Genomic DNA, 26,203 nt, shown 5'->3' with positions numbered 1-26,203 from the left:
AAGATTACAGTGTGGCCTTGACATAAGCGCTGCTCCCCTGCTTCCTCCGGGCACAACGGAATCATTGCCAAAAACCGCCCCTGCTGCAACGCCGGGCCAGATTTCAGGACAAGACCATGCATCCTTACCGTTCCCACAGCTGTTCGGCCCTTCGCGCCAGCGATGCCGGCACCACCGCGCGCCTGTCCGGCTGGGTGCATAGCAAGCGGGACCACGGCGGGCTGCTGTTTATTGACCTGCGCGATGAAACAGGCCTGACACAGATTGTGATTCCCGCCGGTTCCCCCGTTATGGAAACCGCCGAACACCTGCGCGTAGAAAGCGTGATAACCGTAACCGGTGATGTGGTGCTGCGTGATGAAACCACCCGCAACCCGGACTTGGCCACCGGTGATATTGAAGTGCGCGCGCGTGAGCTGATTGTTCAGTCCTCCGCCGCTGTGCTGCCACTTCAGGTTGCTGGGCAGGAACATTATTCTGACGAGCTGCGCCTACGTTACCGCTATATTGATCTGCGGCGCGAACAAGTGCACGCCAACATCCGCCTGCGCTCCGCCATTATTGCCAGTATGCGCCGCCGCATGACGGATCTGGGCTTTACCGAGTTCCAGACCCCGATCCTAACAGCATCCTCCCCCGAAGGTGCGCGTGACTTTCTGGTGCCTTCCCGCACCCATGCGGGCAAGTTTTACGCTTTGCCGCAGGCCCCGCAGCAGTTCAAGCAGCTTGCCATGGTGGCCGGGTTTGACCGCTACTTCCAGATTGCTCCGTGCTTCCGTGATGAAGCCTCCCGCGCGGATCGTTCCCCCGGTGAGTTCTACCAGCTCGACTTTGAAATGGCCTTTGCCACGCAGGACGAAATTTTTGCCGTTCTGGAAGAAGTAATGTCTGGCCTGTTTACGGAATTTGGCAAGGGCCGCGCTGTTAGCACCGCACCGTTTGAGCGTATCCCCTATGCCCGCGCCATGAAGGTATATGGCTCCGATAAGCCAGACCTGCGCAACCCGCTGCTGATTACCGATGTAACAGAAGATTTTGCCGGTTCCGGCTTTGGCCTGTTTGCCCGCATTGCCGCCGATGGTGGGGAAGTGCGCGCTATTCCGGCCCCCGGCGCTGGTGGCCGCCCCCGCTCCTTCTATGACAAGCTAAACGCTTGGGCGCGTGAAAACGGTGCTGGTGGCTTAGGTTACATCACCTTTGCAGAAGACGGCGGCCAAGGCCCGATTGCCAAAAACCTTGAAGCCGACCGTGTAGAAACCATTCGCACCAAACTGGGGCTGAAGCCCGGTGATGCCGTGTTCTTTGCTGCTGGCAAAGGGCATGATGTGGCCAAGTTCTCTGGCCTTGTGCGCACCCGCATTGCTGAAGAACTGGATCTGATTGAAAAGGATGCCTTCCGTTTCTGCTGGATCACGGACTTTCCGATGTATGAGCTGAATGAAGAAACAGGGCTGATTGACTTCTCACACAACCCGTTCTCCATGCCGCAGGGTGGTCTGGAAGCGCTAAACACCAAGAACCCGCTGGATATTCTCGCTTACCAGTATGACATTGTGTGTAACGGCATTGAACTTTCCTCCGGTGCTATCCGCAACCATCTGCCGGATGTGATGATCCGCGCCTTTGAAATTGCCGGTTACCCAGAAAGCGAAGTGGAAGACCGCTTTGGCGGTATGCTCAACGCCTTCCGCTACGGTGCGCCGCCGCATGGTGGTTCCGCCCCCGGTGTGGATCGTATTGTGATGCTGCTGGCAGATGAGCCGAACATTCGTGAAGTTATTCTGTTCCCGCTGAACCAGCAGGGTGAAGACCTGATGATGGGTGCCCCGGCCCCTGTTCCGCCGGAACGCCTGAAGGAACTCTCCCTCGCGCTGAACCTGAAGCCTGCTGTCAAGAAAGACTGATCTGGCCTTCACATCTGCATGCAAAAGGGCCACACCACGGCCCTTTTAACATCCGGGTGGTTGCAAGACCGCGCCGGATGTTTTTTTGTACCGGGTATGAGACGTTTACGCCGCCTGCCTTCTTACACGCCCCCTGCCCGCAGTTTTTTCTTGAGGCAAGGATACGCTTGCAGTGCAGTAAGCAGAGCCATTGCATTTGTGCTGGTTGGTGGCGTGGTGACCCTGCCCCCACAAATGGCACATGCCCAAACAGCCGGAGCGGTGGTGCCTTCTGGCACGGTTACGCAAAGCACAACCTCAGCCGATACGCACGCCAGTATTACGCCCAACACTGCGCCATCTTTTTCCGATACAGATACCCGCCAGATTGCCTCGCAACGCGCGGTGTATGATCTTACGCTCACAGAAGCCTCTGGCGGCAAAACGCTTTCCGCCACGGGCACCATGCTTTACAGCGTGCGGCATGGATGCAGCGGATGGTCCACCCAACAGCGATTGGATATTCAAAGTGTAACACGCCAGAACGGCGTGGAGCATATGGTGTCTGACTATTCTACCTTTGAAAGTGCCGATGGGCACAGCCTGATCTTTCGCACCATGGAAACATCTAACGGCAAGCTGCTCCAAAACATCCGGGGGGAAGCAACGCTGCATGCGGATGGTTCTGGCACAGCACATTATGAAAAACCTTTAGCCAAAACGCTTACACTTCCGGCTGGCACGTTGTTTCCCATCCAGCATACAGTTTCCATTTTAGATGCAGCCCGAAGCGGAAAAACCGAGATTTCGGCACCTATTTTTGATGGCACATCACCAGATGGCGCAGCCGATACGTACATCACCCTTTTGGGCTGGGGCAATACAACGCCCACAACGGATTTTGCCGCCCTGAACGCCTTGCAATCTGGCCGCGTGCATGTGGCCTTTTTTGCACGCACGCCCCCCAATATGATGCCAGAATATGAAATTGGCATGCGTTATTTTGCCAATGGTGTTTCCGATAATCTGACGCTGGATTTTGGAGATTTCCGCATGAAGGGCACATTACATGCGCTTGATCTGCCCAAGCCCGAAACATGCCATGCCAAACCGCAGCAGAAGAAAAATTAAAACGTCACAAACAAAAAATGACAGGAAAAACCTGCCATTTTCTTGTACACCAATATGTATGAAATTAGTGTGAAAGCGCACCACCAGACTGATGAGCCGAGCGCAAAACTGTTACCAAATTCTGCAAATCCTGCGGGTTGGATTTAAGAATAGCAACATTGGCAGGTTCGGGCTGTGGCATTTTGGTATTGCCGGGGTTGGCAGGCACGTTCATCAAGCTGCCCGTTAGGCCCACACAGGTCAGGCTCATCACAAAATCATGCGCTGAAAAGCCATTCTTTTGCAAAATTGGCTCCAAACCCGGCACCTGCTGCACAAGCGCGATCTGCTGATCCAAAGACATGCCAAAACGTGAAGGTGGCTGAATACCTGCGGCCTGAATTTCCTTTAACGCTGTGGTTAAACGCGGCAACACGTTTGGAGCCAGATGGTAATGCAGCGCGGTATCCATATCATGCTGCAAGGTGGCTACCTGCTCTGGTGTTAAATTGGGCGCACCATTGCCGCCGGTGGAAACAGTTTGCGCCTGTGCCGCCGTACCAACCACAAGCGCCGCAGCCCCCATGGCACCCAACAGAGCAGAGCGGAAGGAAAGTTTTAGAGTATTTCTCATGCTTCTATCACCCATTCACCTTTGCGCATCAATGCCACGCGTTCGCCTTTGGCATCCATGCCGTCCACATCAATTTCACCAGAACCAATCATCCAGTCTATATGGATCATGCTGCTATTGGCCCCGCGTGCAGCCAATGCGGCCTCATCCAACCCAGCCGTATCGCGCATACATTTGGTGTAAGATTGCCCCAATGCGATATGGCTGGCGGCGTTTTCATCAAACAATGTGTTCTGGAACAAAATACCACTGCGCGAAATAGGGGAAGAATTGGGCACAAGCGCCACTTCCCCCAAACGGCGCGCGCCTTCATCCGTATCCAGCACGCGGGCCAGCACATCTTCACCCTTGCTGGCGTGCATTTCCACAATGCGTCCGGCTTCAAACCTTACGCGAATATCCTCAATCAACGTGCCTTGGTGTGAAAGCGGCTTGGTGGCCGCCACCGTGCCATCCACCTTAAGGCGGTGTGGTGTGGTAAACACTTCCTCGGTTGGAATATTGGGGTTGCACACAATGCCGTTTCCGGCTTTTTCCGCACCGGCTGCCCATTCGTGCCCATCTGCCAGCCCCACCATCAGGTCTGTGCCGGGGCCTTTAAAATGCAGCGCACTGTAACGGGCATTATTTAAAAACGTGGCGCGGCGGTGCAAAACGGCATTATGGGCCTCCCAATCCGCCACCGGGTTTTCACCCGTAATGCGCGAAACAGAAAAAATAGCCTGCCACAGTTTTTCTACTGCCTGATCAACCGGCAGATCCGGAAATATCTGTGCCGCCCATGCCGGAGAAGCCGCCGCGACAATGCACCAGTTCACATCAAAATTGGTGATAATTTCCATAGCAGGCCGGTTCACGCGGGAATTGGCCCTACTGGCGCGGGAAATACGCTCTGGGTTCTGCCCTGCCAGCAATGCGGGGTTAGAACCCGTAATGGCCATACGCGCAGCACCATTACGGAAGGCTTCTGTCATTCCGCCAGCAAGCCAGCCTGCTGCGGTATCAAACGTATCTTCCGCCGCGTATTTATAACGGGCCAGCGTGGTTTCCTCATCCGAATAAAAGGTGCTGACGAGCGAGGCCCCAGCCTTGTACGCGTGTTCCGTAATCCGGCGCACCAGCGGCACGGCATGAAGGGGGGCGGTAATAATAACCTGCTGGCCGTGGGCCACGTTCAAACCCGTGCGCGCTGCCACTTCACCCAGCTTATCCAGCATGGTGGCAAATTCGGCAGATGCCAGATAACCACCTGCGGCACCCTGCGTGTTCTGTAAGGCCATAATATCCATATTTCCCTTAACTTTGCTGCACCACACGCCTGATTTTATAATATGGCAGGCATTGGGTGCAGAACTCAAACACCTCTATGTGTATCGGATACCGAACGAGGCCGGGCGTCAATACACATGGGCAGAAAGCTGCTTTCCGTTTCCTGTACTTAGCTTTTCGGCAAGGGCTCCGGCAACAGGCTGGCGGGCAGGTACAGCGGATGGCATGGTCGGCCTGTTTTGCTCAGCCGCAGCGCATCCACCGTAATGCCGTGTTTTTGGAGCATATGCACCACCTCCGGCCCACGGGCCAGCAGAGCCTTGTGGTGTGGTGTGCCATAAGCCGCAATCACTTTATTGGCTTCCTGCGCCATTTCCAGCAAGGCCTTATCATTTTCTGGCCCAACCGGATCTGGCGTTTCCAGCAGCCGAAGCTGATCTGTGCACCGATACGCAAAAGTATTACCCACCAAAATACCGCCATACCCCCATGCACGGGCATAGCGCTGGCATTTGGCGACAGTACGGTCATCTCCATATTCTGTGGCAACAGACGGGTTCATCATCAGCCACATAACCAACGGGCGTGTTGGGTTCCACACCCGTTTCAGGCGGTAACGGTAGCATTTATCTGGCCCGCCATAGGTAGCGGTGCTGACAACATCTTCTGAAAGTTTCAGAGGGCGGGCGGTGCCGACATTATGCCCTTCAAACAGATCTTCCATTACACTCCCGCTGGCAGAACATACGCTTAATAAACCCAAGTTTTAGGCCGTGTTCCGTTCTGGCACAAATCTGGCTGCCAGCGGGCAGTGTGATATAGCTAGTGTGCAGCGCGCCACGCCTTGGTGGTGGCAGCAATAACCTGCTGCTGGTTCTGCTTTAATTTTTCCACATCATAGCCAAGAGCAGCACTTTGCTGGGATGTGATGTACCCCCATTGCACCAAAGATTGCGCCAGACTTTGCGGAAACGGTACGGTTTTTACAAACTGCTTGGGGCAGGATGCACCATCCTTGTTTTGAGGCCATGCGGCTTTATCCAGCGCGCACCATGTTTCTGCAAAATCAGAGTGCGTATCATAGCGCGCCATCATGTAACGCCAGCCTGCGTTCAGCTCCCCTATATTCGCGCTGGTGGCCACGTAGGCGGCCAGATAGCCGTTTACTTCTGTAACACCCGTTTTGCGCCATTGTGCGGAATCCTGCGCAAGCTGATTACGCAAATAAGCCGCAAAACGGGGCTGCGCCGTAAAATTCTGCAACTGGCCATCCTGATACTGATACAACACCACCGGCATGGCCGAACCTGCGTGAGAGGCAAAGGCGTAATCAAACCGTTCATCCGTATAAACAAGCTGGCGAGTGCCATCGCGCGCCACGTCCTGCACGATAGGCTCCCCACCGCCATTTTGGGCAGGCAGCGCCAGCACGCGCCATTGGCCTTGCGGGGCGGCCTCTACAATAGCGGCCGCCTGGCAACAATGCGCCCCACCTGTGTACCCCGAAACCACAACCTGCGGCAGGGCATTCTTTGGCGCATTTGGCACAAGTTGATACAGAGAAAGGTTTAAATCCATCAGCCCACCACTATCCTCCGCCATCAGGCTGCCAAGGGTCTGGATGAATGCGGGGTGATCTGGGGCGTTCACCTCCAAGGTGGCTACACGGCAGGTTTGCCCTGCTGTTGGGTTTTCATCCTTACCTAAAAGCAAACTGTTGGCCGGGCATGGCTGCTTGTCCGCCACTTTTACCGCAGCTTTTAGGCTTAGGGCAGATAAGGCCACCGGGCGGGCTTTTGCGTGCGGATCATCCCCTTGCACCTGCCCTCTTGCAAGCGGCGGTACCGTGCGCGGTTGCACATTGCGCGTGATAATCCGCTGTTCTGCCGGTGTTGCTGCATAAGCCTGCGCATATGGCACCCCTGCACCAGCCAGCACCATACATGCGCCCAGATATCTTATAAAAGCCAAACCGTTTTTTCCTTCCCACGTGTTGCCACTTAACCCGCTGTTTAGGTCCGTTGTGGATACAGCCGAGCATTAAGGAGTGTAAGCACCAGCACAACCACGGCGCCACCCCCAACGGCCAACATCAGTGCCGGAGCCAGCCCCATACCTAACTGGGTAGCAAACCATGTTTGCAGCAAAGCATTACTGGCAGCAATAAGGTTCCCGCACTGGTAAGCAAGGCCAGGAAACGTGGCGCGCACGGATGGAGGCGAAAGCTCGCTTAAATAGGCAGGCACCACGCCCCACGCGCCCTGAATACAGAACTGGATGCACACAGCCCCTAACCCCAGCCAGAACAGGGAGTGAGGGAGTGTCCATAACGGTAGCAAAGGCAGCGTTAAGGCCGCAGCAAGAACAATGGCATATTGCCGCCCGATTTTTTGCGACAAAAACCCAAAAAACAACCCGCCCGCAATAGCTGCCAGATTATACAGCACAACCACTGTTGTAATGGACGTAGGCGGCACATGCCGTTCCAGCGCCAGAAACACTTTGGGGTAGAGATCCTGAGAACCGTGGCTCATGAAGTTGAAAGCGGCCATCAGCACCACGGCAAAAACACATAATGCCGCATTGCCTTTTATAATGGCCAACAAACCAAGATGCGCTTCTGCATTTTTGTGCTGTGTATCGGCTTTCTGCCGGGCCAGCCAATCCGGGCTTTCTGGCACACGCAGCCAGATATACACAGCAGAAAAAACAGCCCCACTGCCCAGCACAAACAAACCGCGCCAGCCTAAAACCGGCAATAGCAGAAACACCAAAGATGCCAGCAAATACCCCGCAGGATACCCCGCCTGCAAAATGCCCGAAGCCGTGCCACGCCAGCTTTTGGGCACGCTTTCCATAATCAGGGATGTACCCACCCCCCATTCGCCCCCAAGTGCAATGCCAAACAGAGTGCGAAGCGCCAAAAATATAACAAGGGTTGGCGCAAAGGCTGAAGCCAATTCTATAAGGGAATAAATAATAATTGTTAAAACAAGCACCGGCTTACGGCCATATTTATCTGCCGCGCGCCCACATAGAAAGGCGCCCAATGGCCGCGTCATTAACGTAAGTGTGGGGGCAAGCAACACACTTTGCAGGGACACGTTAAAACTGCGCGCCACATCATCAAGCGTGAACAACACAATAAAAAAATCACACGCATCTAGCATCCACGCCAGAAAAGATGCCAACACAACGTGGCGGGCTGTTGCTTTATCTACCGGCTGATCAGGCAAAGCAGACGGCGTTACAGACGAAAAAGAAGGCTCGGTCATTCACAGCTCCGGTTCTACAGCCTGTTTTTACCGTGATGGTGCCACGCATGCTTATCCAGCAGCCAGTGAATCTCAGATCACGACCCCGCCAGCGCGCCCATTTTTGCGTGATAAACCCACATGAACCCGTTTGTTAGGAACAAAACATACAACAGGGCCGAGGGGTTCCCTCGGCCCTGAAGCATCTTGCCGCGCGAAGCAAACTTGTAAGATCTCGCTTTAAGGTTAGGCTCTGGCCTGCGTGCGAGATGTAGAATCCTCATCAAAGGCCATGTGGCTCCATACTCTGTCACTCAGCATACGCACGATGGAAGGATCATTCAGAGATGAAAGGTCTCCCAGATTCTCTACTTCTCCACTGGCAATTTTACGCAGCAGGCGGCGCACAATCTTGCCAGAACGCGTGCGTGGCAGATCCGGCACCAGATAGACGGCTTCTGGCGTGGCATAACGCCCCAGCATACCGGAGATAAGGCGGCTTATACCCTTTTCTGTGAGTTGCGTGGCCACGTTCTGGCGTTGAATAACAAATACTGCCAGCGCCTGCCCCTTTACCGGGTGCGGGATGCCCACTGCAGCAGATTCCACAATACGATGATCTGCTGCCAGCGCATCTTCCACCTCTGCCGTGCCCAAACGGTGCCCTGCAATATTGATAACATCGTCCATGCGCCCCGTAATCCAGTAATACCCATCGGCATCTCGCCGTGCGCCATCACCCGTGAAATAATGCCCCGGCACCATACTAAAATATGTCTGGCAGAAGCGCGCATGATCCTTCCAAATTGTACGCGCCTGCCCCGGCCATGAGCGGGCAATGCACAAGCTGCCTTCCGCAGGCCCCTGCACCGGCCTGCCCTGCGTATCGGCTATCACCATTTCCAGCCCCGGCAACGGCGTGCTGGCAGAACCGGGTTTAAGCGGCTGCACACCGGGCAATGGCCCCAGCACAATGCCAGCGGTTTCTGTCTGCCACCATGTATCCACCACGGGGCAACGCTTTTTGCCGACAACATCATGATACCACAGCCACGCATCGGGGCTTATGGGTTCCCCCGCAACACCTAATAAACGCAGGGAATCCAGCTTGCGGGCGTTCACAACATCATCGCCATCGGCCATCATGGCACGTACGGCTGTGGGGGCCGTAAACAGCATGGTCACCTTATGCTCATCTATCAGATCCAACCACCTGCCCGGAGCGGGGTATGAAGGCAGGCTATCGGAAATCATGGTGGTACCACCATTGGCCAGCGGGCCATACACAACGGATGTATGCCCGGTTATCCATGCCACATCTGCCGTGCACCACAGAACATCACCGGGTTGATGATGGTACACCATGCCCATGGTGTAAGCAGCCCACACCATATAACCACCAGTAGCATGCACAACTGCTTTGGGTTTGCCTGTGCTACCAGATGTATAAAGCATAAACAGCGGTGCTTCTGCCCGCATTACAACGGGCACAAAATCTGCTTCAAACGAATCTACAAAATCATGAAAATCGTAATCTCTCCCCGGCAGCATGGGAACAGGTGCATCAGACGTGCGCACAACCAGAACAGCCCTCACGCCACTCTCTGCACCTGCCTTGCACAGGGCTTCATCCATAATCGCTTTAAAGGGTACAATCTTGTTGCCACGCATGCTTTCGCTGGCAGTAATCACCGCAACTGCGCCGCTATCTATAATACGTTCTGCAATACCTTCTGCCGAAAAACCACCAAACAGCACCACATGCACCGCGCCAATACGCGCACAGGCCAACATGGCCACCACGGCTTCTGAAATCATGGGCAGGCAAATGGCAACGCGGTGCCCTTCTTCCACCCCCAAATGCACCAGCGCGTTGGACAGGCGGCAAACCCGTTCATGCAGCATGGCATATGTAATTTTTTCTGCCTCGGCCCGGCCTTCACGGTGGCTGATAAGGGCAACCTGATCGGCCTTGTCTGTCAGATGCTTATCAATACAGCACACAGATGCATTCAGCAGGCCATCTTCAAACCAACTTATGGACACATTATCCGTAAAGCTGCCCGTAAAACCATGCCTGGGTTTGCGATGCCAGTGCACGCGCTTTGCCTGCTGCAACCAGAAGCCATCCGGGTCTCGGCGTGCATAGCGCTGCATGGCGGCCAGTTCCGCAGGTGGCATCAGGGCTGGATAATCTGCATACTGCGTGTGTGGGATAGTGATGTTTTCCGACATTGTTCCGTCTCCCTTACTTTTTTGTTTTTTGTTGTTTGGGATAGAAAGAGAATGTTCAGGCGGCGTTGCGATCGGCCTGACCGATGTGCGGCAGAACCGTGGCCACAATGCCTGCGTCCAATGATTCATAATCGTAATACCGGATTGTTTTGTACAGTTCCTCTCGCGTTTGCATGCGCGGTAGCATGTCCTGCGTACCGCCTGTGCGCGCAATGGTTTTGTACAAATCCTCCTGCGCCTTGTTGGCCGCCCGCAGGGAACTGACAGGCCAGATGACCATACGGTATCCCATATCTTCAAACTGAGATGCCGTGAAGTAAGGGGAGCGGCCAAACTCTGTCATGTTAGCAAGCAGGGGCACATCTGGCATACGGCGCACAAACTCCCTGAACATATCTTCAGAAATCAATGCTTCAGGAAAAATAGCATCAGCCCCGGCCTCGTAATACAAACGGGCACGGGCCACGGCACCATCCAGCCCTTCTGAGCTGGCGGCATCTGTGCGCGCAATAATCAGCATATCGCGCCGGGCCTTGGCTGCGGCCGCCACCTTTTGCGCCATCTCCTGCGGAGAGGCGAGCTTTTTATTGTTCAGATGCCCGCATTTTTTGGGCAGTATCTGGTCTTCAATATGCACGGCAGCAGCGCCGGAATCTTCAAAAGCCCGTACCATGTGCATGACATTCAGTACTTCACCGTATCCGGTATCTCCATCCACCAAAAGCGGCAAGCCGGAAGACCGTGCAATCTGGCGGATGAAGAAACACGCATCCTCAATGGTGATAATACCCAGATCTGGCAGCCCCATGCTGGCAGACATAGCCGCACCTGAAAGATAAAGAGCCTGAAATCCATTATCCTTAGCCTGCAAAGCCGCCTGCCCATTATGTGCCCCGGGAATTTGCAGAATACCTTGTTTGTTCAGCAGAGCACGAAAGCGCTGCCCGGCTGGTGTTTGTGGCAGATCCTTGCCAACCAGATATGTCATGCTGCATGCTCCAGACCATCGCGTTCACGCAGGGGCACAAAAGGCCGATTATCCGGCCCCACATAATTGGCAGACGGGCGAATGATTTTACCATCCTGCCGCTGTTCCATAATGTGGGCGCACCACCCTGTTACGCGGGCAATTACAAAAATAGGTGTAAACATGGCCGTAGGAATACCCATGGCGTTGTAAGAAACCGCGCTAAACCAATCCAGATTAGGGAACATTTTTTTCTGCTCATCCATAATCCGCTCAATACGCTCGGCTACATGATACAGACGCATGTTGCCATTACGGCGCGAAAGGTTGCGAGCTGTTTCCTTAATAATTTCGTTACGCGGATCAGCTATCGTATAAACAGGATGCCCAAAACCGATGATAACTTCACGGTTTTCCAAACGCCGCAGAATATCTTCTTCAGCCTCATCCGCAGTGCGATAGCGTTGCTGAATATCCAACGCCACTTCATTGGCGCCACCGTGTTTGGGGCCGCGCAGCGCCCCTATGGCTGCCGTAACGGCGGAATACATATCCGAACCAGTACCCGCCACCACTCTGGCAGTAAATGTGGAGGCATTAAATTCGTGCTCGGCATACAAAATAAGGGATGTGTGCATAGCCTGCACCCAATCCTCCGATGGCGCTTTACCATGCAGGAGGTGCAAAAAGTGTCCGCCTACACTTTCATCATCCGTATTGGTCTCTATCCGCCGTCCGTGGTTTGAGAAATGATACCAATACAGCAGCATAGACCCTAACGAGGCCACAAGCCTGTCTGCAATATCTCGTGCGCCTGCGGTGGCGCAATCGCTCCGTTCTGGCAGTGCACAACCCAGAACGGAAACTGCCGTGCGCATAACATCCATAGGGTGCGTGGCGGCTGGCAAACGCTCCAAAGCGGCACGCACAATGGCAGGAATATCCCGCATACTAGCCAGATGCCGCCTATAGGCTTCCAGTTCTGCGCTATTGGGCAGATATCCGTGGATAAGCAGATGTGCGACCTCCTCAAACGTGCTGGCACGCGCAAGGTCTTTGATATCGTACCCACGATAATGCAGATCATTCCCGCTCTGCCCCACAGTGCTGAGCGCCGTGTTGCCCGCAACCGTGCCTGACAGCGCAACAGATTTTTTTGGTTTTCTGTGCAGATGCGTTGTCATTGTTCTATTCCTTCCTGTGCGTTATCGCCTGTTTAGGAAGCCAGAGCCGTGGTGGTGGCCGCAACCGCAGCAGGTTTGGCCTGCCCGAAATTAAAAATGCCTTCCGCTGTGTTCTGGCGGATATCACGCTCTGGAATGGCAATTTCCAGCATATGCAGTTCCCCTGCTTTCAGGTTTGGCAGGTTCTGCACAACTTCTAAAAACCTGTCTGCTTCCTTATGAGGAACAATGCCGTCTGAAAGAGTCTGAAACTTACCAATGTAATCAGCCCGCTGCCAAGGTGTTGCCCCTAACGTATGGGCGTTGGCAACAGCCAGCTCATCCGCAATAACCGAACCATCTTTCATGCGGATAACAATGCGGCCACCAAACGCTTTTTTATCCGGATCTGTTTCGTGATACCGTTGTGTCCACTCGGGTTTTTCTATTGTATGGATCTTGCGCCAGAGCCGCACAGTATCTGGTCTGCGTGCCCGTTCCGGGGCATAGGAATGCACATGGTGCCAACTGCCATCCTGCAAGGCCACGGCTACAATATACATAATGGAATGATCCAGCGTTTCCCGCGAGGCTTGCGGATCAAACTTTTGCGGATCGTTCGAACCCGTGCCGATCACATAATGCGTGTGATGGCTGGTTTCTATCAGCACATCTTCCACGTCATCCCAATTTTTGATTTTCTGGCCCATACGAAAGGCAAGATCAATAAGCGCCTGGCTTTGATATTCTGCCGAATGTTCCTTGGTAAAGGAAGACAGAATGGCACGTTTTGGCTCACCCATTTCTGGCAATGGCACGCGATAATGCGCATTTTTACCATCCAGCATCCAAGCAATAACACCATCTTCCCCTTCATAAATCGGGGTTGGAGATGTTTCGCCCATCATGGCACGGTCAACGGCCTCTACCGCCATCTTGCTGGCATGTGCAGGCGCGTAGGCTTTCCATGATGAGATTTCACCCTTGCGGCTCTGGCGCGTGGCTGTGGTTACATGCAAAGCCTGCCCAATGGCCTGATAGATAACCGCTGGTGGCAAACGCATAAGCGTGCCAATACCTGCGGCTACAGATGGGCCAAGATGCGCCACATGATCTATCTTGTGTTTGTGCAAACAAATGGCACGCGCAAGATCTATCTGAATTTCATACCCTGTGGCAGCACCACGAATTAAATCCGCACCGCTTCGGCGGCACTGTTGGGCAACTGCCAAAATGCCCGGAATATTATCACCCGGATGAGAATATTCTGCTGCTAAAAATGTATCGTGAAAATCCAGCTCACGCACGGCTGTGCCGTTGGCCCATGCGGCCCATTCTGCATGCACACGCACATTTGGCCCCATACCAAACACTGTAGCCCCGCCTTCGCGCCGGTGGGCCAGAGCCTCGGCCCGTGCGCTCATTACGGAATGACGGTTCACAGATGCCATAGCCACAGATGCGTTATCTATCAGCCGGTTGATGATCATATCCGTAACGGCGGCCTCCACCGGCACCGGATCTGCCGCTACCTGCGCAATTTTCCACGCAAGCTGTTCGGGCCGTGGCAGACGATCGCTTTCTGGATGAACGCGCACATCATGGTACTGCATTGTTTTTACCTCATGATCGGAATTTGATCGTGAAGCGAGTGTTGCAGAGTGTTGTTTTGAACGGCAGAGAGATAAGAGTAAAAAGAGGCGAAGGGAATGTTCCCGTTTGCGAAGTTTGCGAAGTTCGTACCATGCCACAAACCAGAACCAAGCTTTTTGCTGGCCCGCGCTTGCGGCAATTGCGCCAACGCGAAACCCTAACCCAAGCCAACCTGGCGGAAATACTTGACATATCACCAAGCTATCTAAACCAGTTGGAGCGCAACCATCGGCCCCTTCCACACCATCTGCTGCAAAAACTATGTGAGCGTTTTGGTCTGAGCCCGGCATGGTTTAGCAACACCAAAGAAGCCCATACCGTGCAGGCCATGCGCGAAACCATGGCCGACCCCGTGTTTAAAAACGCATCTTTGCCTTTGGCCAAAATGGCGGATGCCGTGCTTACCAATCCGGATTTATGCGCCGCGTTTCTAACCCTCTATCGCGCTTATAAATTTGAGCAGGAGCGTGAAGACAACGCTCTTTTACCAACCCCAAATTTGGAACCCTATGAAACGGTAGGGGATTGGGTGCAGCAACACCGCAACTATTTTCATGAACTTGATTGTGCAGCCGAAAAATTTTACGAAAGTCTTGATCTCAAAAATGGCTTGTCCGAAGCCTTAAAAACCTACCTTCTTGATCATCATGGTTTGCATACGCAACAAGACCCGGCGCTAGAAGAAGGCGGCTTGGTGTGGCGGATAGATCGGCACCGTCGCACTATTCTTCTGCCCCCAGATCAACCACCTGAAAGCACGCTGTTCTATCTGGCGCAAATTATTGGCCAACGCGACCAAACCCGCCTGATAAGTAGTATTTTACGCCGTGAAGGCCCAAAGGAGAAAAATGCGCTGGAGTTGGGGCGTGTTTACTTGGGCAACTACTTTGCCGGGGCATTGCTGTTGCCCTATAAGCGCTTTTTGCATGCGGCACAGACCATGCGTTACGATATTGAACGCTTGCGCCGCCATTTTGGTACCAGTTTTGAACAGATAAGCCACAGGTTAAGCACGTTACAACGCCCCGGCATGGAGGGCATTCCCTTTTATTTTCTCAAATTAGATATTGCAGGAAATATTCTTAAAAGTTTTTCTGCCAACCGCTTTTCTCAGGCCCGTTTTGGTGGCCCCTGCCCGTTATGGAACATCTTTCGGGCTTTTGCCACGCCCGGGCAGGTGCAAGTGCAGCTTTCTCAAACCACGGATGATTCCATTTACCTCAATGTTGCCCGCACTGTAGGGCATGAGGGGGTTACCTATACAGACCGCCCACGCCAGATTGCCATTGTGTTGGGCTGTACCATCAATGATGCCGCAAAAACGGTTTATGCAGATGGTTTAAACCTGAATGACCACAGATTGGTTGTACCCATTGGCCCCGGCTGCCGCGCATGTATGCGGGATAATTGCAGCCACAGATCTTTGCCTGTTTCGGGCCGTATGTTGGATACAGGAAGCGATGCCAGAGGCGTTGTGCCCTATCGGGCGCTACCTGAAAAACCCTGATATCTTGCAAGAAAGAAGATAGTCTGGTGGGGCAAGGGGAACTTAAAAAACCTATCTGGAATGACCGGGGATGCAAAAACATTCCAGATAGGAACCGGGGATTGAACGGGATAAATCAAGACGAACCAAGAGTTGTCGCGGTAATGCCCCTTGCCCCACCAGCAGAAACGCCTTCATCACCGCGACAAGATTGATAATAAGAACCATTCTCAATAAATGCAACAGAAAAAAGCAGGGATGGAGAACTTTTTTGCTCCCCATCCCTGCCGTATAACGCAGCGTATTGTTTTAGTTGGATTTTTTAGCCGGTGTGGAGGGCGCAACTTTTTCCACCACATCGTCCGAAACAAACACAACGCCATCCAGAAGCTGGTTAAGTGCTTCTACAGCCTGTTGCGGCTGGCGACCTTCTGTAAACACTTTTGCACGGTACAGGGCGCCTTCGCTCTGTTCCAGCGGGGCAAGGGCCAGAATGAAGTCTGCATCTTCACCCACAACCTGTAGGCTCTGCTGCGCCTGCTGGGTCTGCCCGGCTTGGAACTGCTTGTTGGCGTTTGCCAATGCAGCCTGTTTTTCTGGGACCAGTGTTTCGCTTACAATAAATTCACCACCAACAGGCACCCATGTTGTGGGGTTGGCAACTGGCGTATGGGTTGCAGAAACCGGATGCTGCGGCGCTGGCTGAAGCTGGCTTTCTGCCGCAAAGAACTTCTTGTTATCTGCGCTGGCAGCCTTAAAGCGCTTTTGTGCATCATAGAGCGGGGGAATAGCTGCATCGGTTTTGCCCTGAGCCAGCAGATCCCGCGCCTGAAACACGTCCATCATGGCTTTCTGGCCATCAACAGAGAGCCGGTGCATGGCATGGCCAGCCTTGAACTTTTCCCACGTGGTGTGCACAGTACCTGCCTGAGCCACAGAAAAACTGGTGAGCAATACAGCGGAGGCTGCAAAAAGAGCTTTTAAACGCATAAAAACTAATCCAAACTGATTTAATTATTCAAAGATAACGAATGATATCCTGAAATTTAATTTAATGCGCCACGTGGGGTGATACAATTCATCTATATTAAAAAATATATTATAGTCAGGCGTTTTTTATTTATTGTCTGATACCTGAATGTTTTTTCTTCTCAAAACCCTGCTTTCAGCTTTGATTATTGCTCTGGTTTCCACTTTGGCACGCCGTTACCCTGGTTTTGGTGCGTTGGTTGCCGCCCTGCCCCTTGTTTCCGTATTTGGGATGATCTGGCTTTGGCTGGAAACGCATGATCCCGCACGGATGGAAGCCCATGTGAGCGCCACATTCTGGTATGTGCTGCCCTCCTTGCCCATGTTTTTGTTTATGCCGTGGCTTATGCGGTGTGGCGTGCATTTCTGGCCCGCACTGGCCAGCGGCTGCGGCTTAACCATTGTTTTGTATCTGCTGATGATCTGGGCCGGACCTTGGCTTGGCATTAGCCAATAAAACCCCTTGCCAATAGATTCGCCCACAGATTCTGCGGATGCTCCGGTGGGTAAGCCTGTGGATAACGTGTACAACCTACGTGAAAATCGTGGCCTGTACTCTCACCTTCCCACGCTTACCGCCGTATTTTACGTGGTGACGGCAAGCGCCAAAAATTCTGCTTGATACGATCTGCCACACCCGGAAACGGATCCACCCCTGTATTGCGGATAAGGGTTGCCACTGTTACCTGATCGCAGTGTGGAGAACGTTGCACGTTTTTGCAGACATATACGCCCGCAGCCTGACGCTGCGCAGAATACACAGCTTTCCATGTAGAAGACGGCACAAACACATGGTCTGGCCCAATGGTGGAAATAGGATGGCCATGAAAGGCAGGGCCGGTGACCACATATAAATCACCTTCCTGCACAGCCAATTCCCGCACTGTGTATTCAATACGCGCCCAAATGCCCTGATTGAGCGTAATGGATTGCGGTACCACGTTGGAATACGCAAAAGTTTCAAATTGTGCGGCGGGAGTTGGCTGGTCTGCACTGGGGGCCATGTGGCCTCTGCTGTAGCCAGATTTTTTGTAATCATGGTCTCGGCTACCATTTGGCCAGCGAGAATCTTCATAAAAAGTGCCAGCACGCATCAGGCGTTCTGCAAGACGCACATTATCTGCCTGCAAATGCTCTGCGGCCCACAAAGGTGTGTGCGTAACAGATGAAACCAAAACAGCATAACCCATGTTACAAAGCAGCTCTGTCTGCTTCAACATGAAAGGCCGCGTGAGTATGGGCAATCTGTTTTCTGGCCCAAACGCCTGACATGCTGCATTTTCCTGCGCCCAAGCGACAGAAACCGGCAAAGACGCTATAACAATGCCTAAGCATATTTTAGCAACACGCAAGCTCATTGAACGGATACCAGCGTGAAACCCTGTTTTAAATACACAATGCTGCCTTTGTTAAATGCTATAAACTACGAAATGCCTTTATAAAAAAGATAACGCCCAAATAAAGGCACATAAAACAAAATCAGCCACAGTTATGGAGCAGAAATGGAGCAGCCACCATCTTCCAACACCTATACGCCAGAAACCCTGCGCGAACACCGCACACAAATGATAACAGCAAAGCTGCCCGCCAAAATGCGCCGCGCCATACAGTGGTTACGCAAACCCCAGCAAAAATGGGTGCGCTTGCCTTCTGGGCTGTTGTTAATTTTGGGTGGATTGCTTTCCTTTTTACCTGTGTTGGGTGTGTGGATGCTACCTTTGGGCATCTTGCTTCTGGCAGAAGATATTCCGCTCTTTCGGAGCCTAAGCGGTAAGATGTTGGGCTGGATTGCCCGGCGCAAGCCCTCGTGGTTGGGGATTGCTGAAAACGAAACGGAAGAAGAAGCCTTCCTGCGCGTTAAAACCTTTCTGGAGCAGGATTTACACCACCCCTGAAGTTTTTATCCGTAGGTATCTTGACTGCCAAGCTTAGTGGCCTTGTCCACAGATTCTGCGGATGCTCCGGTGGGTAAGCCTGTGGATAACGGGCACAACCCATGTGAGTCATGCTGATGATTTCCCCATGCTCCATACCAGCCTATACATCCGGTTGAAGGGTTTTTTCGTAGTTTCACTTACCATTTTGCATCATGCATAGCTGTGCTTTGCATGCTATGCAGCGAGGAATCTGGTCAACTGCTCCCCTGCCCGATATGAACTTTGGAAATATCAAAAAAGCAGGGTCAGATGGCAGGCAAATATAACAAAAACATAGAAATACAACTTATGCGCATTATCTCTATTGCCTTGGTTGTTATGGCGCATCAAGCATCACTCCGCACCAATATCCACCCTCATTTTGGAGAAAGTTTGGGAGCAGTTTTGCGTCCTTGGTTAGGGGTAGATATTTTCTTTGTTATATCCGGTTATTTCATGGGTTACATGGTTTTGGGCAAATCCAAACCCAATATGGAACTGGCAGAGAAAGTTTCCTTCTCTCTTGATTTCTTCAAGAAAAGATTTCTCAGACTTTTTCCGGCTGCGTTTTTCTGGATAACCGTTACACTTACTGCGGGCCTTATTTCATCCGATCGCGGGTTGTGGGGCGATCAAACCAGCCTGTTTTATAAATGGCTGACTTCTATTTTTTATATCAGAAACTTTGAAAATGCTGTCTCTCCCAGTCCATTAGGCTGGTATTGGTCTTTATCGCTTGAAAATCAATTTTATATTGTTCTGCCGCTTCTGTTCTTCACCATAGGCAAAAAGTTTTTTATCTTCTGTATTTATGCTTTAGCACTACAGTTGCATTTTGTGTTGAGTTCTGAATCTATGGGTAACCATGATTCAGGATATGATGAGTGGCGGTACGTCTGTTGAAGAGACGCTGGAATTATGGGCGCGCTCGCTTCGGTCCGCCAAGGATCGGATGGCGCCGCTGTTCACGCAAAAACGTGTCGTAGATTCGGCCTGTGCTTTTCTTGATGTTTTGATTGGCAATGAACCACGCAAGACGGGATGGATGCGAGCGGAAGCCGCAGGAGATCCTGGTCCATGGCGGCAGCAGGCGCTTCTGGGACGCGGGCACTGGGATGCCGATGCCCTTCGTGACGTCGTCAGGGATTATGTGATTGAGCATCTGGGCACTGAAGAGGGCGTGCTGGTCATTGATGAGACCGGTTTTCTGAAGAAGGGTCAGGCGTCCTGCGGTGTGGGGCGGCAGTATACGGGATCTGCCGGCAAGATCACGAACTGCCAGATTGGTGTGTTTGGCGCTTATGTTTCGGAACGGGGGCATGCCTTTATTGACCGCGCCCTGTATCTCCCGAAAGACTGGACATCAAAGCCTGAGCGTCTGAAGCGGGCCCACGTTCCCGATGACGTGGTGTTTGCAACCAAACCGGCGTTAGCCTCGATGATGATTGAGCGAAGTATTGAGGCCGGTGTGCCGTTCCGCTGGGTTGCAGCAGACAGCGTGTATGGCGTGGGCGACGTAGAACGCACGCTTCGCCGGGCAGGAATTGGATATGTGCTTGGGGTCAAGGGCAATCACTGGTTCGGATCATGGGCAACGGAACCGCTGATTGCCGGAGAGGCGAAAGATATTGCAGCAGGACTGCCAGACCAGGCCTGGCGTCGTCTGTCAGCGGGGCACGGCACAAAAGGTGAGCGACTTTATGACTGGGCGTATCTTCCGCTTGCTGATCTGGATGCTGAAGAATTTGACTGCCCTATAGCCGGACCATGGACACGTGGCCTGTTGATCCGCCGAAACATCGCTGACGGGGACCTTGCCTATTTTACGACCTGGAGCCCGAAAGGGACAACCACGCAGGAACTGGTGAACGTTGAAGGGACGCGCTGGAGGATCGAAGAAGGGTTCGAGACGGCCAAAAACGAATTTGGTCTTGATCATAACGAGACCCGCTCCTGGCATGGTTGGCATCGGCATGTCTCTCTGGTCATGCTGGCCTATGCCGTCATGGCCAGTGTCCGTTACCAGGCAAACTCACTGAAACCGAAAAAAACACAACTCAGAACACGACAGTCCTTGTCCGCTGGTCCATTCAGGAGATCAGGCGCCTCGTCGTAAAACTTGCACAACGCAGACTACCCGTCTCTCACATCCTCAGATGGTCCGTCTTTCGACGAACGCATCAGGCCAGTGCTATCCGCGCTCACTCACGACACAAAATGCAACTGTAGTGTTAGGCTCAGGACTCATTCTTTGAGCCAGAAGATGACGCTTGCTGCTATGTGGATTGCAGACATGAATGTATGAGCGCAGCGGTCGTATCTGGTCGCGACACGTCGCCAGTCTTTCAGCTTTGCGAACATGTTTTCGATCAGATGACGCTTTTTATACAGATGCCAGTCGTAAGGCGGCTTTGATTTCCGGTTTTTTTTCGGGGGAATACAGGTAGTGATATTGCGTTCTGCAAGCGATAACCTGATCCGGTTGCTGTCATAGCCTCTGTCCCCGATGACTTCTTCTGTCTCGTCGGGGAGATCTGCCAGAAGCACGTCTGCGCCTCTGAAGTCACTGACCTGTCCCGCAGTCAGATGCAGCCGGACCGGACGGCCCTGACCATCGCACACGGCATGGAGTTTTGAGTTCAGGCCGCCTTTTGTCCGTCCGATATGGCGGGGAAAAGCCCCTTTTTGAGCAGGGACGCTGCCGTTCTGTGTGCCTTGAGATGTGTCGCATCGATCATCAGGCGCTTTGAACGGCCAGCCTGCTCTGTCAGCGCGACGAAGATCCGGTCGAAGACACCCAGGCGGCTCCACCGGATGAAGCGATTATACAAAGTCTTGTGCGGACCATACGCTTTCGGGGCATCCTTCCACTGAAGGCCGTTGCGGATCACATAAACGATCCCGCTCAGAACACGCCGGTCATCCACGCGTGGCACTCCGTGCGCCAGAGGAAAAAACGGCTCAATCCGCTCCATCTGCCTCTCAGACAGCAAAAACACTTCACTCACAGCCTCACCTCCATTGGTAAGCCTGTGAATCACAACGTCTCGCTCAGTTCAATAAATTAACAGGTCCTGAGCCTAGCACTACAGTTGCATTTTGTGTCGTGAGTGAGCGCGGATAGCACTGGCCTGATGCGTTCGTCGAAAGACGGACCATCTGAGGATGTGAGAGACGGGTAGTCTGCGTTGTGCAAGTTTTACGACGAGGCGCCTGATCTCCTGAATGGACCAGCGGACAAGGACTGTCGTGTTCTGAGTTGTGTTTTTTTCGGTTTCAGTGAGTTTGCCTGGTAACGGACACTGGCCATGACGGCATAGGCCAGCATGACCAGAGAGACATGCCGATGCCAACCATGCCAGGAGCGGGTCTCGTTATGATCAAGACCAAATTCGTTTTTGGCCGTCTCGAACCCTTCTTCGATCCTCCAGCGCGTCCCTTCAACGTTCACCAGTTCCTGCGTGGTTGTCCCTTTCGGGCTCCAGGTCGTAAAATAGGCAAGGTCCCCGTCAGCGATGTTTCGGCGGATCAACAGGCCACGTGTCCATGGTCCGGCTATAGGGCAGTCAAATTCTTCAGCATCCAGATCAGCAAGCGGAAGATACGCCCAGTCATAAAGTCGCTCACCTTTTGTGCCGTGCCCCGCTGACAGACGACGCCAGGCCTGGTCTGGCAGTCCTGCTGCAATATCTTTCGCCTCTCCGGCAATCAGCGGTTCCGTTGCCCATGATCCGAACCAGTGATTGCCCTTGACCCCAAGCACATATCCAATTCCTGCCCGGCGAAGCGTGCGTTCTACGTCGCCCACGCCATACACGCTGTCTGCTGCAACCCAGCGGAACGGCACACCGGCCTCAATACTTCGCTCAATCATCATCGAGGCTAACGCCGGTTTGGTTGCAAACACCACGTCATCGGGAACGTGGGCCCGCTTCAGACGCTCAGGCTTTGATGTCCAGTCTTTCGGGAGATACAGGGCGCGGTCAATAAAGGCATGCCCCCGTTCCGAAACATAAGCGCCAAACACACCAATCTGGCAGTTCGTGATCTTGCCGGCAGATCCCGTATACTGCCGCCCCACACCGCAGGACGCCTGACCCTTCTTCAGAAAACCGGTCTCATCAATGACCAGCACGCCCTCTTCAGTGCCCAGATGCTCAATCACATAATCCCTGACGACGTCACGAAGGGCATCGGCATCCCAGTGCCCGCGTCCCAGAAGCGCCTGCTGCCGCCATGGACCAGGATCTCCTGCGGCTTCCGCTCGCATCCATCCCGTCTTGCGTGGTTCATTGCCAATCAAAACATCAAGAAAAGCACAGGCCGAATCTACGACACGTTTTTGCGTGAACAGCGGCGCCATCCGATCCTTGGCGGACCGAAGCGAGCGCGCCCATAATTCCAGCGTCTCTTCAACAGACGTACCGCCACTCATCATATCCTGAATCATGGTTACCCATAGATTCAGAACTCAACACAAAATGCAACTGTAGTGCTAGCTGTGGTGCTGCTTTTCTGGCTGCCGGGTGGTGTTGATTGGGGATGGTACCGTCCCACAGGGTTTATATGGGGGCTTATTGCTTATCATCTTGTAAACACGCAGGGCATAGGCGATATTATCCGGGCAAAAGCACCACAAATGCCTGCAACGCTTTCTTTCTTCTTGCTGATTTTTGGCCTTGTGGCATCTACAGCCATACCTGCTGCATTTCAGAACCAAATGATGCCTTTTTCTATCAGCATTGTTTCTATTCTGGCGTGTGTGTGCGTGGTGTATGCCGCCTTAAAATGCGGCACCCTAACAGTGCCAAAGCCACTGGTGTTTCTAAGTTATTGGGGTGGAGAAATCACTTACTCCTTTTATCTGTGCCACATTGTTGTCTGGGATATTATGCAAAATATTCGCCAGTCTTACGGTTTAAGAATATCATCTGAACTGTTTGCCGTTTCAGGCATCTGTATGGCCATTCTTTTTGCAACGCTTTCTTATTTCTTTATTGAATTACCATTTTATAGAAAGAAATCTGATTTGGAGCCAAGTTTGAAGTAACCACAAAAAAACCGCCAAAAGGCGGTTTTTTCTTACCTAATTCGTAAAATACATCTGCTGTTTTAAACAGCTTCCGACATCTCATACGGAATATTGGCTTTTGTCAGCTCTGCCAAGAAGTCTCTCTCCACTACGGCATCCTTATAGTTCTCATCTTCTACACATTCCTGCCAAGAAAGTTCTGATGCAGAAGGCTTACTTGCTTTCCACGTCTGATGCAGGGCAGATGCTTTGGAAACAAACTCTTTTAGAACAGAAATGGTGACAGTGCTCATAGGGTGAACTTTCTCTTTAACATTGATAATTGCCTATATGTGGCCTTAGCAGATGCGCGCTTCAAGGTATCAATTCACACTTTCCACAAGGTTGTACACAGGCAAAAAACCTACACAACCCGCATGAAAAGAAACATGCCATGTGCCTTATGAGGCAAGTTCATCATGCATCATGAATACTTTTTATGACATATAGAATATCGTATCTGTAATGATACATTTTAAAAATACAAAATACCGCGCTTAAAGTAAAGACATTACCTCTATCGGGATAAGCATAATGCTGCCCGCGTAACCCGATGAGAACAATGTTGAAGGAAATGCCAAAATATTCCAATGTAAGGATATAATTAGATCCATATTATCGTCGGCCATATCCAACCCCAAGAGCGCGCATGAACAGTCTGAAAAAAGTTAAAAGATCTGTAAAAGAACTGCTCTCTTTACTCAGATATTACCATCAGTTCAAAAAGATCGCGCAGAATCTTCAGGGGCTTGAAGTGGTTTCTATGGGAGATCATTGCCTGACAGCTTCAGTTCTCAAAAACCTTGGACTTAAAAAGCACTCCTACCCGTTTGATTGGATATTTAGTGATATCCGCATGGTAAACCATTGCATTCAGGACAGGTTTTCAACTTTTCTGGATAGATCAGAGCACATAAAAATTGCTGACAGTGAAAAACTCTCACCCGATGCAAATTTTTGTGATCACAGATATTATAAAGAACACTTTGGTATTCTTTTTGCATTTAATCACTATGATATATCTGTTGATAACGTTTATAAATATTATCAACGCTGCGTTGACAGATTTGTAAATCTACTACACTCAGATAGGAAAGTTATATTTATCTGTATTTCTCAAAGAATTTGTGAAAATGATTTTCATGAGCTTTCAAAAACTCTATCACTTTATAAAAATAAATATCTCCTTGCCTTGAATTTTATCCAACGTGAGGATCATCTTTACACATGTAACATCACCTCCAAAACAGAAAATGCGCTTTTATATTCCATTTCCCGCAAAGAAAGTATTGATGGCACTGATTTTCAAACAGCACAGGATCTCATAAGCTTTATAACAGTTTTTTCCTCATTCATTTCCACCAAAAATCAGACCGCACCACCAGCAACCGCCAGCCCACAGCCAGCGCGATAGTGGCGAGGAAAACTCCCCCGCCACCAACAATCATCCCGCATTCAAAATCTGGCATCATGCGGACTGGATAGCCGCGTTATCGGCCAGACACTTGGCAAAGATGGCCTGAATATCTGCCACGCTTGGCCCAGTCTTGCTCTTGGACTGTTCAATGGCCTCTTTCACCGTTTCGTAAACTTCTGGCCCGTATTTTTCGGCCAGACCAGCTACGGTACCAACTACGCCCAAGATGGCGCTGATTTCTGTTGCGTTCATGTCATTTGCTCCCACCAAGGGCTGCGCAGGCATCCAGCGTGGTGCCGGTTTTCAGGCCTGTCCAGCAGGTTTCAAAAGATGCGAAGTCTGCTTGCAATGCGCTTACGGCAGTCTGCGTAATGCTGTTGCCGCTTTCGGTAGAGGTTTCCAGAGACTGGATTTCATTAAACACGGTCTGACTGGCTGCCTTGGCAATAGTCTTTTGCGTGTCGGTTAATGCCACACCGGGAACCTTGCCTGCCATCACATCCGGCATAGGGTTGGCCAGCACATGATAAGCGCTGTCCACATCATAAACAGCCTGTCGTAATTTGCCCTGTGAAGTATCAGCACAGGTAGCCAGAAGAGGCAAAAGCCCCAGCGCAAGAAGTGCTTTTTTCATTTCGTATCGTCTTTCGGAATGGTCACAACAGAACCCGGCCCAGCCTTGGGCGGTTCAGATTTAGAAGAAACTGCTCCGCGCAAAATAATCGCAGCATTGGCAGCCTGCTTCCAATTGAGGGCAAGGAAGTTGATAATCCGGTACAGAATCCATAACTTGCCGGACTGATTAGCTGGAAGTGGGATCTGCGTTGCTGCCGCCCCTGCTGCCGCAAACACAACACAGGCATAAAGCACCCATGTTGCTTCGGGCTGTGGAAGTGCAGCCACCATAGCGGGCAAGGACAGGCCAGCCGTAATGGCCTTGGCTGTTTGCGCGACAACAGTAGAGCGTTTTGGCGCTACAGGAGCAGGTGCATCAGTCATGCGACACTCCCCCACGCAAGCTGACAGGCAGTGTGTTCACTTCCACAACCTCAATTACGAGGCTTCCGTTTGAGCTGCGCTGCATCCTTGAACCCCACCGCACGTCTAGTTCATCTA

Annotated in this window: 26 protein-coding genes; 9 read left to right on the top strand and 17 right to left on the bottom strand. The window is 52.2% G+C overall.

Annotated features, from left to right (window positions below; all coding sequences use genetic code 11):
* Window positions 1-116: 116 nt before the first annotated feature.
* Together aspS and WG31_RS02315 are read left to right on the top strand one after the other, a co-directional pair.
* On the top strand, window positions 117-1,904 hold the full coding sequence (aspS, locus tag WG31_RS02320) for an aspartate--tRNA ligase (protein ID WP_063353522.1): 1,788 nt from the start codon (window positions 117-119) through the stop codon (window positions 1,902-1,904).
* A 150-nt stretch (window positions 1,905-2,054) separates the two neighbouring features.
* Window positions 2,055-3,014: a cell envelope integrity EipB family protein gene (locus tag WG31_RS02315; protein ID WP_245191542.1), complete on the top strand. Its 960-nt coding sequence runs from the start codon at window positions 2,055-2,057 to the stop codon at window positions 3,012-3,014.
* 64 nt (window positions 3,015-3,078) lie between these two features.
* On the opposite strand, the gene WG31_RS02310 is transcribed toward WG31_RS02315, so the two are convergent.
* From WG31_RS02310 to WG31_RS02270, 9 genes are all read right to left on the bottom strand, one after another.
* A complete protein-coding gene (locus tag WG31_RS02310; RefSeq protein WP_063353521.1) occupies window positions 3,079-3,627 on the bottom strand; it encodes a hypothetical protein in 549 nt (182 codons plus the stop codon).
* The gene (locus WG31_RS02305) at window positions 3,624-4,916 is read right to left on the bottom strand and encodes an aminopeptidase (RefSeq protein WP_063353520.1); all 1,293 of its coding nucleotides are present in this window, start codon (window positions 4,914-4,916) and stop codon (window positions 3,624-3,626) included. The genes WG31_RS02310 and WG31_RS02305 overlap by 4 nt, the downstream gene beginning before the upstream one ends.
* Before the next feature lie 149 nt (window positions 4,917-5,065).
* Window positions 5,066-5,620: a DUF1643 domain-containing protein gene (locus tag WG31_RS02300; RefSeq protein ID WP_035352573.1), complete on the bottom strand. Its 555-nt coding sequence runs from the start codon at window positions 5,618-5,620 to the stop codon at window positions 5,066-5,068.
* A 98-nt stretch (window positions 5,621-5,718) separates the two neighbouring features.
* Entirely contained in the window at window positions 5,719-6,837 is a 1,119-nt protein-coding gene (locus WG31_RS02295) for a hypothetical protein (protein WP_063354838.1), read from the bottom strand.
* 71 nt (window positions 6,838-6,908) lie between these two features.
* Entirely contained in the window at window positions 6,909-8,171 is a 1,263-nt protein-coding gene (locus WG31_RS02290) for an MFS transporter (RefSeq protein ID WP_063353519.1), read from the bottom strand.
* A gap of 225 nt (window positions 8,172-8,396) precedes the next feature.
* Window positions 8,397-10,385: an acetate--CoA ligase gene (acs, locus tag WG31_RS02285; protein WP_063353518.1), complete on the bottom strand. Its 1,989-nt coding sequence runs from the start codon at window positions 10,383-10,385 to the stop codon at window positions 8,397-8,399.
* Between the two features lie 55 nt (window positions 10,386-10,440).
* Complete coding sequence (gene prpB / locus WG31_RS02280; protein ID WP_063353517.1) at window positions 10,441-11,373, bottom strand: methylisocitrate lyase; 933 nt, start codon at window positions 11,371-11,373, stop codon at window positions 10,441-10,443.
* Window positions 11,370-12,536, bottom strand: coding sequence for a bifunctional 2-methylcitrate synthase/citrate synthase (prpC, locus tag WG31_RS02275; protein ID WP_063353516.1), 1,167 nt, complete (start codon window positions 12,534-12,536; stop codon window positions 11,370-11,372). The genes prpB and prpC overlap by 4 nt, the downstream gene beginning before the upstream one ends.
* 32 nt (window positions 12,537-12,568) lie before the next feature.
* On the bottom strand, window positions 12,569-14,128 hold the full coding sequence (locus WG31_RS02270; RefSeq protein WP_063353515.1) for an MmgE/PrpD family protein: 1,560 nt from the start codon (window positions 14,126-14,128) through the stop codon (window positions 12,569-12,571).
* Window positions 14,129-14,259: 131 nt separating this feature from the next.
* On the opposite strand from WG31_RS02270, the gene WG31_RS02265 reads away from it, so the two are divergent.
* The gene (locus WG31_RS02265; RefSeq protein WP_063353514.1) at window positions 14,260-15,675 is read left to right on the top strand and encodes a helix-turn-helix domain-containing protein; all 1,416 of its coding nucleotides are present in this window, start codon (window positions 14,260-14,262) and stop codon (window positions 15,673-15,675) included.
* 288 nt (window positions 15,676-15,963) lie between these two features.
* On the opposite strand, the gene WG31_RS02260 is transcribed toward WG31_RS02265, so the two are convergent.
* The gene (locus WG31_RS02260; protein ID WP_063353513.1) at window positions 15,964-16,644 is read right to left on the bottom strand and encodes a YfdX family protein; all 681 of its coding nucleotides are present in this window, start codon (window positions 16,642-16,644) and stop codon (window positions 15,964-15,966) included.
* 148 nt (window positions 16,645-16,792) lie between these two features.
* On the opposite strand from WG31_RS02260, the gene WG31_RS02255 reads away from it, so the two are divergent.
* Window positions 16,793-17,140: a DUF3147 family protein gene (locus tag WG31_RS02255; protein WP_003625037.1), complete on the top strand. Its 348-nt coding sequence runs from the start codon at window positions 16,793-16,795 to the stop codon at window positions 17,138-17,140.
* Between the two features lie 115 nt (window positions 17,141-17,255).
* On the opposite strand, the gene WG31_RS02250 is transcribed toward WG31_RS02255, so the two are convergent.
* On the bottom strand, window positions 17,256-18,041 hold the full coding sequence (locus WG31_RS02250; protein ID WP_063353512.1) for a DNA/RNA non-specific endonuclease: 786 nt from the start codon (window positions 18,039-18,041) through the stop codon (window positions 17,256-17,258).
* 144 nt (window positions 18,042-18,185) lie between these two features.
* On the opposite strand from WG31_RS02250, the gene WG31_RS02245 reads away from it, so the two are divergent.
* From WG31_RS02245 to WG31_RS02235, 3 genes are all read left to right on the top strand, one after another.
* Window positions 18,186-18,578: a hypothetical protein gene (locus WG31_RS02245; protein WP_063353511.1), complete on the top strand. Its 393-nt coding sequence runs from the start codon at window positions 18,186-18,188 to the stop codon at window positions 18,576-18,578.
* Window positions 18,579-18,869: 291 nt separating this feature from the next.
* On the top strand, window positions 18,870-19,502 hold the full coding sequence (locus tag WG31_RS02240; protein ID WP_157884488.1) for an acyltransferase family protein: 633 nt from the start codon (window positions 18,870-18,872) through the stop codon (window positions 19,500-19,502).
* On the top strand, window positions 19,465-20,715 hold the full coding sequence (locus WG31_RS02235; protein ID WP_012812328.1) for an IS701-like element IS1452 family transposase: 1,251 nt from the start codon (window positions 19,465-19,467) through the stop codon (window positions 20,713-20,715). Before WG31_RS02240 ends, WG31_RS02235 begins: the two co-directional genes overlap by 38 nt.
* 128 nt (window positions 20,716-20,843) lie before the next feature.
* Here WG31_RS02235 and WG31_RS14850 read toward each other — a convergent pair.
* Together WG31_RS14850 and WG31_RS02220 are read right to left on the bottom strand one after the other, a co-directional pair.
* Window positions 20,844-21,607, bottom strand: a protein-coding gene (locus tag WG31_RS14850) for an IS5 family transposase (protein WP_157884487.1) whose coding sequence is annotated in 2 segments (ribosomal slippage) — window positions 20,844-21,274 and window positions 21,274-21,607 — 765 coding nt in all. Because the reading frame shifts where the segments join, the coding sequence is not laid out codon by codon here.
* 191 nt (window positions 21,608-21,798) lie between these two features.
* Window positions 21,799-23,049 carry an IS701-like element IS1452 family transposase gene (locus WG31_RS02220; protein WP_012812328.1) on the bottom strand — a complete coding sequence of 417 codons (1,251 nt, stop codon included), beginning with the start codon at window positions 23,047-23,049 and terminating at the stop codon, window positions 21,799-21,801.
* A gap of 42 nt (window positions 23,050-23,091) precedes the next feature.
* Between WG31_RS02220 and WG31_RS02215 the strand changes: the two genes are divergently transcribed.
* Window positions 23,092-23,649 carry an acyltransferase family protein gene (locus WG31_RS02215; RefSeq protein WP_245191541.1) on the top strand — a complete coding sequence of 186 codons (558 nt, stop codon included), beginning with the start codon at window positions 23,092-23,094 and terminating at the stop codon, window positions 23,647-23,649.
* 62 nt (window positions 23,650-23,711) lie between these two features.
* Here the strand turns inward: WG31_RS02215 and WG31_RS02210 are convergent, their stop codons facing one another.
* Window positions 23,712-23,924 (bottom strand): hypothetical protein, encoded by a 213-nt coding sequence (locus WG31_RS02210; RefSeq protein ID WP_063353509.1) that lies wholly within the window; start codon window positions 23,922-23,924, stop codon window positions 23,712-23,714.
* Window positions 23,925-24,319: 395 nt separating this feature from the next.
* On the opposite strand from WG31_RS02210, the gene WG31_RS02205 reads away from it, so the two are divergent.
* Window positions 24,320-25,084 (top strand): DUF1796 family putative cysteine peptidase, encoded by a 765-nt coding sequence (locus WG31_RS02205; protein WP_063353508.1) that lies wholly within the window; start codon window positions 24,320-24,322, stop codon window positions 25,082-25,084.
* 54 nt (window positions 25,085-25,138) lie between these two features.
* Here the strand turns inward: WG31_RS02205 and WG31_RS02200 are convergent, their stop codons facing one another.
* Genes WG31_RS02200 through WG31_RS02190 form a run of 3 tightly spaced genes read right to left on the bottom strand, consistent with a single transcriptional unit; the run spans window position 25,139 to window position 26,086 of the window.
* Window positions 25,139-25,339 (bottom strand): hypothetical protein, encoded by a 201-nt coding sequence (locus WG31_RS02200; protein WP_063353507.1) that lies wholly within the window; start codon window positions 25,337-25,339, stop codon window positions 25,139-25,141.
* A gap of 1 nt (window position 25,340) precedes the next feature.
* The gene (locus WG31_RS02195; protein WP_063353506.1) at window positions 25,341-25,721 is read right to left on the bottom strand and encodes a hypothetical protein; all 381 of its coding nucleotides are present in this window, start codon (window positions 25,719-25,721) and stop codon (window positions 25,341-25,343) included.
* Window positions 25,718-26,086: a hypothetical protein gene (locus tag WG31_RS02190; protein WP_063353505.1), complete on the bottom strand. Its 369-nt coding sequence runs from the start codon at window positions 26,084-26,086 to the stop codon at window positions 25,718-25,720. The genes WG31_RS02195 and WG31_RS02190 overlap by 4 nt, the downstream gene beginning before the upstream one ends.
* Window positions 26,087-26,203: the final 117 nt, after the last annotated feature.

This window comes from Acetobacter oryzifermentans, assembly GCF_001628715.1.
GTDB classification, from domain to species: domain Bacteria; phylum Pseudomonadota; class Alphaproteobacteria; order Acetobacterales; family Acetobacteraceae; genus Acetobacter; species Acetobacter oryzifermentans.
Note: the sequence above shows the minus strand (reverse complement) of the source record. Positions and strands in the feature narration are given on the sequence as shown.